Source organism: Paraburkholderia sp. MM5482-R2 (genome assembly GCF_050436125.1).
In the GTDB taxonomy this organism is placed as follows: Bacteria; Pseudomonadota; Gammaproteobacteria; order Burkholderiales; family Burkholderiaceae; genus Paraburkholderia; species Paraburkholderia tuberum.
The window spans coordinates 2,886,762-2,898,914 of the sequence record NZ_JBNDLP010000003.1; the positions used below are offsets into that span (position 1 = coordinate 2,886,762).

General features: G+C 59.6%; 12 protein-coding genes and 1 pseudogene. 4 read left to right on the plus strand and 9 right to left on the minus strand.

The window, feature by feature from the left end:
- Window positions 1–54: 54 nt before the first annotated feature.
- The gene (locus OKW37_RS35200; protein WP_429403688.1) at window positions 55–528 is read right to left on the minus strand and encodes a carboxypeptidase regulatory-like domain-containing protein; all 474 of its coding nucleotides are present in this window, start codon (window positions 526–528) and stop codon (window positions 55–57) included.
- Between the two features lie 130 nt (window positions 529–658).
- Entirely contained in the window at window positions 659–2,161 is a 1,503-nt protein-coding gene (locus OKW37_RS35205) for a Na+/H+ antiporter NhaC family protein (protein ID WP_429403689.1), read from the minus strand.
- Window positions 2,162–3,456: 1,295 nt separating this feature from the next.
- Here OKW37_RS35205 and OKW37_RS35210 point away from each other — a divergent pair.
- The gene (locus OKW37_RS35210) at window positions 3,457–3,894 is read left to right on the plus strand and encodes a response regulator (protein ID WP_429352458.1); all 438 of its coding nucleotides are present in this window, start codon (window positions 3,457–3,459) and stop codon (window positions 3,892–3,894) included.
- A gap of 395 nt (window positions 3,895–4,289) precedes the next feature.
- Window positions 4,290–4,541, plus strand: coding sequence for a hypothetical protein (locus OKW37_RS35215; protein WP_429403691.1), 252 nt, complete (start codon window positions 4,290–4,292; stop codon window positions 4,539–4,541).
- Window positions 4,542–4,961: 420 nt separating this feature from the next.
- On the opposite strand, the gene OKW37_RS35220 is transcribed toward OKW37_RS35215, so the two are convergent.
- Window positions 4,962–6,083, minus strand: coding sequence for an ATP-binding protein (locus OKW37_RS35220; RefSeq protein ID WP_429403692.1), 1,122 nt, complete (start codon window positions 6,081–6,083; stop codon window positions 4,962–4,964).
- Between the two features lie 174 nt (window positions 6,084–6,257).
- Here OKW37_RS35220 and OKW37_RS35225 point away from each other — a divergent pair.
- A pseudogene (locus tag OKW37_RS35225) lies at window positions 6,258–6,445 on the plus strand (IS3 family transposase); the annotation flags it as partial.
- Window positions 6,446–6,780: 335 nt separating this feature from the next.
- Here OKW37_RS35225 and OKW37_RS35230 read toward each other — a convergent pair.
- From OKW37_RS35230 to OKW37_RS35240, 3 genes are all read right to left on the minus strand, one after another.
- Window positions 6,781–6,996 carry a hypothetical protein gene (locus tag OKW37_RS35230; protein ID WP_018424494.1) on the minus strand — a complete coding sequence of 72 codons (216 nt, stop codon included), beginning with the start codon at window positions 6,994–6,996 and terminating at the stop codon, window positions 6,781–6,783.
- Between the two features lie 62 nt (window positions 6,997–7,058).
- A complete protein-coding gene (locus OKW37_RS35235; RefSeq protein WP_429510053.1) occupies window positions 7,059–7,319 on the minus strand; it encodes a hypothetical protein in 261 nt (86 codons plus the stop codon).
- A gap of 1,032 nt (window positions 7,320–8,351) precedes the next feature.
- Window positions 8,352–8,639, minus strand: a complete 288-nt coding sequence (locus tag OKW37_RS35240; RefSeq protein ID WP_260321258.1) for a hypothetical protein — start codon at window positions 8,637–8,639, stop codon at window positions 8,352–8,354.
- A gap of 537 nt (window positions 8,640–9,176) precedes the next feature.
- Here OKW37_RS35240 and OKW37_RS35245 point away from each other — a divergent pair.
- Window positions 9,177–9,467 (plus strand): hypothetical protein, encoded by a 291-nt coding sequence (locus OKW37_RS35245; protein WP_429352461.1) that lies wholly within the window; start codon window positions 9,177–9,179, stop codon window positions 9,465–9,467.
- Window positions 9,468–9,948: 481 nt separating this feature from the next.
- Here OKW37_RS35245 and OKW37_RS35250 read toward each other — a convergent pair whose 3' ends face one another.
- From OKW37_RS35250 to OKW37_RS35260, 3 genes are all read right to left on the minus strand, one after another.
- Window positions 9,949–10,173 carry a hypothetical protein gene (locus OKW37_RS35250; RefSeq protein ID WP_090808905.1) on the minus strand — a complete coding sequence of 75 codons (225 nt, stop codon included), beginning with the start codon at window positions 10,171–10,173 and terminating at the stop codon, window positions 9,949–9,951.
- Window positions 10,174–10,449: 276 nt separating this feature from the next.
- Entirely contained in the window at window positions 10,450–10,653 is a 204-nt protein-coding gene (locus tag OKW37_RS35255; RefSeq protein ID WP_012428559.1) for a cold-shock protein, read from the minus strand.
- Between the two features lie 377 nt (window positions 10,654–11,030).
- The gene (locus OKW37_RS35260) at window positions 11,031–12,146 is read right to left on the minus strand and encodes a dihydrolipoamide acetyltransferase family protein (RefSeq protein WP_187611658.1); all 1,116 of its coding nucleotides are present in this window, start codon (window positions 12,144–12,146) and stop codon (window positions 11,031–11,033) included.
- Window positions 12,147–12,153 lie beyond the last annotated feature (7 nt).

Genomic DNA, 12,153 nt, shown 5'->3' on the forward strand with positions numbered 1-12,153 from the left:
CTGGGTCAAACGAACGCGACGCGCGCGACCTTCGGCGCGGCGTCGGGACCGCGCTCAGTGGGTGGACGGAAACGCGAACGTCGCACGCGCGCTGCCATTGCCGCGGACGTTCACGGTCTCCCTTCTGGTCACGCTGCCGTAAGTGGCGTTGACCGTATAGCGCCCTTGAGGCAGCCGCACGAGCATGTACGGCCCCTTCGACGTGGCCTCGAACACGGCCGCGCCGCCAGCCTTGGCAATCTTCACCTGGACGTCGGCCACATAGCTCGCCCCGGGACCGGTGAACTGCAGAGACAACGGCCACTGCCTTCGTGCCTGCCGCAGCGCAGTCGACTCGTCGCGACCGACTCCGCCGGTCACGAACGATATGTCGCCCTGCTGCTGCGTCTCTGGCATGCCGGTCCTATGCATCTCGCTGGCGCTCTGCGGAGCAGCCGTCTGCGACACCGCGACGCCTGCCTGAGCCAGTGTGAACGCCGCGGTGAGCATCATGGACGCGATCCGGGGAGCGTTTCGTTGCATTTTCATCTTGACTGCTCCTTACAGTATTGCCGACGGTTCGTCGGACGGAAGAACGCTTGCAATAGGTTGGAAACACATCGCGCGCCGGGTATCGGCCACGAGCGAGGGTGCCTGACGACTCGAGTAAGAATACCCGTCAATTCTGTTTGGCGTCTTCATGGACCGGAGTTGGGGGGCCGCCTGCCGTTGAGGTCCCGGCTTGGGCTGGAGGGACGCGTGGCATGCGGATACCCGCGTAGGCGATCGCCACCGTCAGCAGCGGACTTACCATGCAAAATACGGCATAGGGCGCATAGCTGAGCGTCGGCACGCCAAGGGTCACTGCCATAAACGCGCCGCAACTGTTCCAGGGGATCAGCGCGCCTGTGGTCGTGGCCGAATCACCAACGGAACGCGATAACACGATGGGCGCGTAGCCGCGTGCCGCGAATGCATTTCTGAACATCCGGGCCGGCAGCACGGCTGCGATGAACTGGTCTGCCGTAACGATGTTCGTCGCGATGGTCGCCAGGACCAGGGAGCCGACCAGCGCCCCACCGCTCCTGGCCCAACCGACTACCGGAGCAATGAGGCGTTCTATCGCACCGCACTTCTCGACCACCCCTCCGAATGCCAGTGCCGTGATGATCAGCCAGATAGTATTCAACATGCTGTCCATACCGCCGCGAGTGAGGAGCGTATCAAGCACTGGATTTCCAGTCGTGGACCTGTAGCCGCTCCCAAGCGCAAGCCATACGCCTTTGAGCATCGCAATCGGGATCGGCACGCCCTCTCGCGCGGCGGCAAATGCGAGGACTCGCGCTGGCTCGACGAAAACGGCAACCACGCTACCCGCCAATGCGCCAAGAAAGATGGTGGTAAATGGCGGAAGCCGGAACAGCGTCAGCACGACGACAAGAATGAGCGGCAGGAACAGCACGGGCGATATGTAGAATGCGCTCTGCATTGCAGCAACCTCCGCGCTCGCATCGAAGGCGCCCGGGCGGCGAAGCAGATAAAACACGGCCAGCGTGATGACAATCGCGACGAGTGATGTCAGCAGCGTCTCGCGCACGTGTTGATACAGATTGGCACCCGCGGCAGCGGCCGCAAGATTCGCGGTGTCCGAGAGCGGCGAAGATTTGTCGCCGAAATAAGCGCCGGAAATCACCGCACCGGCCGTTATGGCGGGGCTCAGGCCCATGCTCTGCGCAATGCCCATCAGGCCGATTCCGATCGTACCCGCGACAGTCCACGAGGTCCCAATGGCGAACGAGATCACCGCGCAGATTCCAGCCGCCGTGACGTAAAAGTAGTCCGGGCTCAGCAATTTCAGCCCGTAATAGACCATCGCGACGATCGTGCCGCTGAGCGCCCACGTGCCGATCAGCGCGCCGACTGCGAACAGGATGAGAATCGCGCCAATACCGGAACTGACACTGGCATTCGCGGCCTCGCCCAGCGAAGCGAGCGAATGACCGCGACGCCAACCGACAAATACGGCCAGCATGGTCGCCACGACGAGTGCCACCTGGTTCGGCCCGTTCGCACCACCATCGCCGAACAGGTAGAAGGACAGACTGACGAGAAAGACGAGGCCAGCGATCGGTATCAGTGCTTCGAGCATCGTGACCGGCTGGGGTGACTCGCTCCGCTTCATCGCCACGCTCCGTTCGTTTGCCGGGTAGCCCAAACGTTGCCATCCAGACCGCCCGGTAGCCGGTGAATCATCGAAACATGCGCGAACGGCTGCTTTGTTGATTCGATGTCACGGTGCAGACGTGCGGCCCCCCGGTCCTGCGACTCGGCAATGGCAGCTCCGGCGGGCTCGCCGTTGCTTAAATCATAGGAAAGAATCGTTGCCGCGTGAAGAATCGCAGGATTCGTGCCGAACATCCCAGTTGAGCGAAGCCCGTGCCGGGAGCCAGCGTCGCGGCGCTGGCAAGCAACGAAACTGTCAATGCAGTGTGTTTCGGACAGAATGGACAAGACCTCATGGGACACCCATATTTCGTTTGCGCAACCAAGGGTGAATAGCCTCGTATTCCAGGTCGAAAATTTCAATCCGGCACTGCGATCTCATTCAGATCGAATATCGAACCGATCACGCGATACTGTACAAACGTAGTTCCCTGCATTTACGTGCAAGGCCGGAGCGAATTCTTTTGCCGCAGAGTCGTGACCGGCCGCAGACATAAACGGTATTGCGGACTCCCTTCCGACTGCAAGTCCAAGGCTTGCCACCGCTACACAACCCAGCCGAGGTTTCAACTTTTCATAACCGATCGTGGTTATTCATGCCTTGCAAGGATTATGGTTTTTCGTTAATTAACTGTGCGATGATTGTGTGGGTCTACCTCGCGTAGACAGAACAACGACGGAAGAATCCGACACTAATTCGAGAAAAAACGACCGTTTTTTCACCAGGCAGAAGTGAATATCCATCGGGTAACCGCAAAATTCTAGGTCAGTGAAATCCCATTTTCAATGATCCGCGGCGGCAGAAAAACTCGAACTCGCCAATCGTTCCGACCAGTAACAACTGGCCGGTTTCAATGGCACGATTCATTTGGCATAAAGCGGCCTGATCGGGTTAATCGGCCGTCCCGCGAATTTTGTCGGCGGCGCATCCGCGTTCGCAGCGAGGAACTCCTGTGATCGCTGACATGACCCAAGCCGTCACCAAAACACCAAATCGATTAACTTTCAGACGGAAGTTTTATGATTATCCGGTTCAAGTCGATGACTCTCACCGGTCGACGTATCCAATATAGTCAACGGGGTGCGGCGGACTTGCGCTACTGCTTTGGTAAGAGCAAAGCGGGCGAGCGCAATGCCGCAACCATGTCGCCCGACCGCCCACGTGTTGGACGGAGACTGTAGTCGAACAGGCAGCGAGCGCTGCTAGGTATGCCGCTTGCGAGACCCAGTAGGATCCTTCCACCATGTCGTGTCATGTCCACCGTACTGCTCATCGACGATGACCTTGAAAACCGATGCGCGCTGCAACTGGCATTGGAGAGTCGCGGACACCGTGTTGTGCTCGCGGAGAACGGTTGGGACGCACTGCAGAAGGCCCACACGGATTTTCCGGAACTCGTTATCACCGATTTGGAGATGCCGGAAATGGACGGCAAGGAGCTTTGCCGGCGTCTGAAGTGTCAGGCGGTGTTTTCCGGCTTACCGGTGGTGCTGCTGTCGGCTATGCCGGAACCTACGGGAGAGTTTCGCTGCTGGACAGCGTTCCTGCGAAAGCCGGCCTCGATAGCGGCGTTGCTTGACACCGTCGACAGGTTCATTGCAGCGCGCCTGACCTATGCGCGGGCGCCACGCGACTCCGAGTACCCCGCCGCGGCGCGCTGGCGAGCCATCGATTCGCGATGCTGGCCCTAAGCCCAAGCTGTCGGCATGCCAAGCCACAGGTTACACACGCAGCCAGGCGGTGTTTGCTGGACGGCCGGTCCCGTTCTTAGCGGATGGCCTGCAAAGCGGCGAGATTGCTCAAACCCGGGTTGGGCCATCCACCTGGGTTTTCAGATTTGACTGGAATGATGCAACGGTCGTGACCCATCACATCGTCAGCAATGAGCCCGTACGGGAACCGTCGCTACAGAGCAGCGCCTACACGCTGACACAAGGTAAAAGATGGCAAGAGATTTCGATCCCCTTCTCGCGGGCGGCAACAGCGCACGCTTATTGTTCGCCACTTCCTCCGGGCATGCGTCATGCTGCACGCAGGTCAGAGATGGAAAAGCAGGTCCGAACGGGAGACGATCATGAAGTTGATAATGGCAGGAATCAGCGCAATTTCCATCATCGCTAGCGCTTGCGCATTTGCGCAGACCAACACCGGCAACGCTGCGCCAGCACACCGCGATACTCAAAACGCGCAGCCGGGTGCCGCTGGCCAGAGCATGGGCCGTGCTGCGGACGCCGGCAACAGCAAGCCCGCCAGTGGCACATTGATGCAGAAGCGTGAGCAGGCGATGTCGCCTCAAGGCGCGTCAAACTCGAACGCAACTGGCGCGATGAAACAATGATGGCGACGCGAGACCCCCATGGCGGCGACTGACACCTTGGTTCTTCCCGCTTCAGCCGTTGCGATCCTTGCTGCGCGGTCGGGCACTTCCAGGCCGAATGCCGTGAGCCGGAGTTCGTCCGCGCAACTCCATCCTGGTCTGATATGACGGCGAAGCGTGCACGCGCGCGTTTTCTCGATGAGATCTGACCGGGTTCTAATGATCGAGGCTGATCGCGCGCATGGAGCAGCACGAACCGAATAGGTAATCGGGGCGCGCACCCTTGCTATTGCCACGATGCCGCGGATTTGCTTCATGCAGTCGTGGTCGGTCTGTGAGGACCGGCGGTGGAATAGGCGCGTCTCGGCAGGTGTAAAACCACCAGCAGATCCCCCGCCCACATAATTCGTGGCATGCCCGTTACCAAGCCTGGCTCGCCTGCTACGCCCGGCGCGGCAGACGTACGGCGAATGCGGTCTCTTCTTTATCTGAGCGCGCCTCGATCGCGCCGTGATGCGCCTTGGCGATTTCGCTCGCGATATACAGCCCGAGCCCAAGGCTGCCTTGCGCGTCCTCGTTGATTTTTCGCTCGGGACCTCGCTGAAGAGGATCAAAGATGCGCTCCAGCAACAGTCCCTCGATGGCTGGTCCGCTATTGCAGACTTCGAAGCGCACCTCGGCCTCGTCGCCAGTCACCACGACGCGCACGGGCGCGTCTCGCGCGCCATATCTGAGCGCATTCAGAACGAGATTGCCGACCAGTTGCTGCAGACGCGGACCGTCCCAGACACCCTGAACGTCACCGTGCACCTCGAGCTCGATCTGCCGGTCTGGATGGACTGCGCGCAACTGGTCCAGCTCATCAGTGAACACGTTCGTCAGATCAACGGGAGCAGGTATGACGTTAATACCTAGCCCGAGCCTTGTTCGGTTGAAATCGCACAGATCATCCAGAAGTGCCTGCATCCGGGCGCCGCTGCGCACCAGACGGGCTGCAGCTTCTGAAACGCGCTCCCCCGCATTGAGCGCGGACAGATAGGAAGCTGTCACCTGGATCGTCTGCAGCGGGCTCCGCATGTCGTGTCCGAGCATCCCAAGCAACAGATTGCGAGCCTGATCGACTTGTGTGCTGAAAAACCCGAGTGATTCGGCCAGCGCCTGATCGATGGCCTCGTTGAAGCGGATGATGTCATCCAGATGAGGCGCATCGGGCTGACACTCATCCATCCACAAACGCAGCACGCTTGCACGCAAAGCGCGGTATTCCGCGGCCAGCTGGTTGATGTTGAAACCGCCTCGAGCGCGCAGGACCGCATGGGATTGCGCAGCTGTCTCCGGCGCATCCGTCAGCCGGGGTGCCCTCCCCAAGGATTTTTCGTGCTGCGCTTCCCTGCTCTGCGAAGTCTGCAAATCCGTCGCTACTGCTTCCAGAATCTGCTGCGCGTGGTCGCGCAACGCGAGGGTGCCCATGTTGCCAGCGGCTGGCAGCAGCGTGGCGGCAAACGCCTCCCACTGCGCCAGAATGGGCTCCATTTCCTGCACGATAAAATCGGACAGTCGCATGCCTACTCCGGCGAAGAAATTGAGGAGATTTTTAGCCGAACCGATATTACGCGTCAGTTCGTCGCGGGATCCATCGGGTTTACACCGTCTTGGACTACCTGGAGGTAGTCCATGAACTCGTAATGAACCGCCTGGATTTTCTGGACAGTGGTGAGCGTTCGTGTCCGGCCTTTCATGAAACGCCACAACGATTCGCCGCACGCCCCTGAGCGGGGAGAACTGGAGCGGCAGGTCGAATCGCTTCGACGCGATATCCGCCAATTGCAGCTTGAACACGACATCCTGGAGAAGACCAATCAATTGCTAAAAGAGACCTGGGCGTCAACCTGCAACTCCTGACCAACCGGGAGAAGGCGTCGCTGGCCGGGGTGGCTCTCACGTATGCGCGACGCGAAGCTGATTCGGTCGATGTCGCGCAAAGGGTGCTCGCCCGACAATGCTGCCCACGCAGTCTCCGACGGCTCTTTCTCTTTAGACCTGACGCTCAGGTGATCCGATGTCCGTATGGCCCCTGCTTTTCGAGTTCTACTCTCTAGGGTACTGTGGCCGTCAAGCGGAGGCACCGGTTTACCAGAACCGACGGGCAAGCGATTGGATCGAAACGCGTGACCAACATCCCGCTGCATCTTCCTCTGATCGCGAATGGCCGGTCTGCACGCCAATCCCTCTCTCGTTGCTTCCGTAGGTGAGACGTCTGTCACCCGAAGCGCGCGTGCAGCCAGTCCTGCGCCCAGTTCTTCGCATAGGCGATCGCGTCTTCGCGTGCGTCGAAGCCTGCCAGATCGCCACTCGAATGAATCTCGTACCCGGTGCCGTCGGCACGGCTGCCGCTGATGCGTGCGTGGGCCATGTACTCGCCGTCGGCCCGCCGGGGGGTCGGGTCGATAACGATCAGGGTGGAATTGAAGCGCATGGTATTCCTTTGGGGTTATCGCTCGATTGCGACTGTCGCAGAGGGGCGTCGAAAAGCGCGATCTAGGTGCTCAGCATGGCCATGATTTGTCCGGCCTCGCGATCCGAATCGCAGCTTTCCATGCCGCGTTCGCATAGAAGCGCACGAATCGACATGAACATCAGAAACGCGCCCGCATCGATCTCGTGACGGCGGTCATGGATGAGGCTATCCAGTTCGCCCTGCGCGCCGGGCGGCAGAAACCGATCGACGATGTCACCACCATCGCACCGAATCCATTTCAGCAGGTCGTTTCTTTCCATACCAAACTCCAATGATTGCAACGGCTCTGAGTCAACCACCAGCGGATGAAGTTCGAGCCCGCGGTAGAGACGGGGAACCGGTTGTGATCGGTACCTTTGAGGCCGTCTCATCGTGTAGCGGAAAAGACGGAGCGTAGCGACGTGGCCACTGCGTCCGCTCCCGTTCAGGAGGTCGGCCACGTTTCGGTTTTGGGTGAAAGCGGATCTCCGGTTCCGTCGGGTAAGCAGCTTGGCGACGCGAGGCCCGGTCGCAGGTCGAGTGACCATTTCATGCTACGCCCATTGATGGATTTGTACAGAAAAACCCGTGCTCCAGGCGCCGTCAGAGAAGCACAGGGAACATGCAAGTCAACCCGGCACTTACGTACCGCAGCGCCGGTAGGCGGCGGCGATCCGAAGATCCACATCGGGCTGCCTCTCTTCTCAGGCTCATCATGGGGCGACGCAAAATGCGCCTCTGACATGCGCGGCAAGCAGTCTCGACGTCAACAATTCAACCACGGTGAAACGAAGCGCGCGAAACTGCATTGCAGCCCCGTTCGCCCTTTTTGGCGGAAATCGATTCACCCTTTCGTCAGGTAATAAGGAGTTCCAGCGTTACCCGACCGCCTGCGAGGAGACCAATGCGGTGTTTGCGCCTCTGGCACGACGCGGACGCATCCGCGACCACGCGATTGCCGAGCGTGACATGCAACGGCTATCCGGACCGGCTTCATTTCGGGGGTACGTGTTCGTCGCGGAACAGTTGGGAACGCGTTGCCCGATTGGGCGACGAGACGGCGTGAGCCAGCGACGCCAATTGCTGCTCGACTTGCAGGTCTGCGGTAGGTTTTTGCAGCCGGCCACATCGAATCTTCGGGGAAGGCAACATCGCGAATCGTTCGGGAGGATGATCGCCGGCGAGCGTCCCGAGCAGCACGTCGATCGCAGCCCTGTCCCGCTATTGCGGCAGCCGCCTTTTATGTGGGAGCGACGATCAGATCGGCCATCAGGCACACAGCAATTCGTCGCACGATCGAGCACATCGACGGATGCTGTCCGTCAGCAGCGTTTTCATATGTCGACGACCGAAGCGCCGCTCACCTTTCCGTCGACGATGTCCTTTCCCTGCTGCCGGGCGGCTCGCCTTGCCGTACCGAAGTCAGAGAATGTATGCGTTTGGTTCAGCCTGAAGACCCGGCTTGCGGAGGGAATTGCTGTCGCCGCCGGACGACATATCCGTACTGCAATTTCGTAACCTTCCGCGTAACGGGAATGTCCGTCAAAGCGACTGAATGTGCGGGGAAAGACAAGGGGATGAAGTTCGTACCCCTTGTAGAGAAGAATCGGGTGTGTCGACATGTTGGTCACTCCACAGGGTATGGCTCACTATACGCTGGAACGGGTTACATCGGGCGGCGCAGACGCTGAGACTGTTACCAGAATTGTATTGACCGATAGTACTCTCGCGCGTACCTTGAAACGTGGGGTCGGCAAAGCGGGGCACTGCCCGGATTGTCATAGCGTTGGCTTAGATGGCCGGCGACGGCTGTCTGCCCGGTTCCACCTCTGCGCTTACGTTGCAAACTCTTCAAGAACACCACGATCAACAGCGTCTGCTTGCCACGCGCGATGAGGCTGGCCAAGGATACGGGAGCGACCCACTTCGTGAGTTCGGGACAGTGTGGTGCCCGATCGGACAAACGTGAGCGGAATGCCGGGTGAGGGAACGCTTGCGGATGTTAAGCACGAAGCTCGGGTATCCGCGTACCGGACAGCTAGCCAGGAAACTTCGTTCCGGTCGCCTCGTCGGTGTGGCTTGGGGGGCGTATCTCCTTCGGCCAAACCTGCACAACGATCAAAAACGTGCTGCTTGCTGCGGCCAAAAGGAGTGACCTGATGACAACCATTCGCCATTATCGCGGTCTCGATATTTCCCTACTCGTGTATCCGCATCGCACGACTCAACCAGGATATGGTCACAATTACGAGGAAGGATTCGATGCGTCGATTCGCATCAGCGACCCGGATTCCATGACGGACAACCCGCGAAGTCGCTTATTCCGTGTGCCCGGCAAGAGGCCCTTCGTGAATGCCGGCGACGCAAGGCGAGCGTCGGTGGCCTACGCCGAAATGCTGATTGATACTGACGGCTTTGATCGCACCATTCTGGAATCCCCTGAGCGCTAGAGCCAGAACCCGAGTCTATGCAGAAGGTACCCGTGTTCGCGCGCGCCAGCGGCACGCCATCAACAATGTGTGTGATAAAGAAGTTGACCTTCTGATCGTCAGTCGCCACATGCTCGGCAGGTTATGCCAGTGCGACCGCATTGCTGCCAGTTCCGGTCATCGCCTCCTCAGGCGTCGACCACGAAGTAGATACCTTCAAGCCCGAAGGGAAGCCATGTCCATTCCATCTCGGCCGCATAGTGACCGATGGGTGATTGCCGTCCGCCCGCGCCTGCGTTCACACTTCGACCCATTCTGAAAGCTCAAGAGCGTCGTCGACTTCCATGCCGTGCGTAGCATGCCGAAGACGTCGATAGAGAAACTCCAGAAGTTCGCACTGAGCGCGGCTCAAACCGAAAGGTAACCGATCGATCGCGCGCGCCTTATTGCATGCGTCCTGATGCCTGAGATGCGTTGAGCGTGCAGATCTGGGGCATCGCCGTTAACCGCGCGTGTCGACCCAGTTGCGTGCCCAGCGTGTCGAGTGCTGCAACGCCTGCTCCTCACTCGTGAAGTAATCGAGCGAATAGAACTGGTAGCGGCCGTCCGCGCGCTCGCTATCGGCGCGTTCTAGCAGCAGGTTGGAGGAAAAACTGCCGTCGGGCAAACGATGCGCCGAGGGCTGTACGGCATAGCCGTTGTATTGTTGAGTTTGTTTGTTCTGCATTTTAGTTTTAATAATGTCGAGTGCGCGCGTGCCTTGCGAAATGTGCACAGGTACGCCGATTCAAAGGCATCTCAGGCCGAATCTGAAGCAGTCGGAAAGCGAAGACGTGGCGCTAATGCCAGAGGGGAAAATGAGCGCAATGAGACGTATGGCGCTTGGCAAGCTGCCGGCGAAACCGATGCAGCCAGGAGCGAACACGCCACTTCAGGAAACAACGCTCCGTAAGGATGTCCCTGCAACCCGGCGTCCGTTGCGGAACGCCGGGCTCTTCAAACTTTACAGCGGCTTGATGTTAGCTGCCTGCAGACCCTTCGGGCCTTGCTTCGTTTCGAAGCTCACCTTCTGATTTTCAGCCAGCGTCTTGAAGCCGTCGCCGCTGATTTCGGAGAAGTGAGCGAAAAGGTCGTCACCGCCCTTGTCCGGGGTGATGAAGCCAAAACCTTTGCTATCGTTGAACCACTTAACGGTACCGGTATCCATGAAGAATCCTTGAGAAAAAACGGGAAAATGTGCTCCGTTGAAGAGCGTATGAAGCGTCAAGGAGGGAGAGGACAACGAATACCGCTGAGGAGCGAGCAATTGATGAACAGCAATCGAACTTCTTGAACTTCATGCGGCACCTTAACCGCCGAGTGGTACCAGCGTCAATACTTATCTTGTAACTGTTTCACGGGGCGGGGCCGTTTTGCAGACGAAGCGATCCAAAGACCGGGTGCGCTGCACGAAGCTGCGAACCGGCACGCCTCGATCGATTTACGGATTGGCATACGATTTCGCTGTGCCTAAATCTGCGAACGTCCCAAGCTGGACACAACGCATACACCTTCTGAATTTTTGAATTCGCGCAGTCACAGCTGCTACTGCGCCATCTGCAGATCCACGATCGCCGCGGCGAGAAACCGAGCTGCTTCGCCGCCCGTGACGACCCGATGGTCGAACGTCAGACTAAGCGGCAAGATCCGATGCACGGCCGGAACGCCACTTACCGCCACGACCTGCTCGTGAATGCGCCCCGCTCCGAGGATCGCGACAGTGGGCGGCACGACCACGGGAGCTGCGTATTTGCCGGCGATCATGCCGAAGTTCGACAACGTGATCGTATTGCCGCGCAGTTCCTCCGGTGGAATCTTGCGTGCCCGGATGTCGACACGCATCCGGTCGAGGCCGCCGCGCAGATCCGCTGCGTTGCGGTGCGCAACGTCGCGCAATACCGGTACAAAGAGGCCATCCGGTAGATCGACGGCGATGCCGAGGTCGATCTTTTCCAGTACGTGGCGCCGTCCCGCATGTCCGTCGAACCATGCGTTGAGCCCGGGTTCGGCGCTGCATCCTGCTACCAGCGCACGGATCAGGCGGATCGTCACATCGGTATGTGGCGGCCACTCATGAATGTCGGCGTCGTCGATGACGGTCGCGGCCGCCACTTCGCTCTGCGCGCGCGCCATGTTCTGCGCCATCGCGCGCCGCACGCCGCGCAGCACTTCGGGCGGACCGAGCTGAGCGAGTATCTTCGCGACGCGCTGCACGTCAGCCGCCGTGATGACACCCTCCGCCCCCGACGGTGTCACCATCGCAAGATCGACATCAAGCTTGCGCGCGAGCGCCCGCACCGCCGGGATCGCCTTGATTGTGCCGACACCCGTGCCCGGGCTGCCGCCGAGCGCCGCCGGTGCTTCGTGCACCACATGCTGGCCGACCTCCATATGACCGACCACGGTACCGGCATCGGCTTCGTCGGCCGCTCCTTCGAATGCGACGAGCGGCGCCCCCAGATGCACGATATCGCCGGGCTGGCCGAACAGCTTCGCGACTCGGCCGGATTGAGGCGACGGAATATCGACGATCGCCTTCGCCGTTTCCACCGACAGCAGCCGTTGATCCGCGCGAATGTCTTCGCCGCTCTTGACGTGCCACTCGACGATCTCCGCTTCCTGCAAACCTTCGCCGAGATCGGGCAGTTTGAAGATTTTCATGGCATCC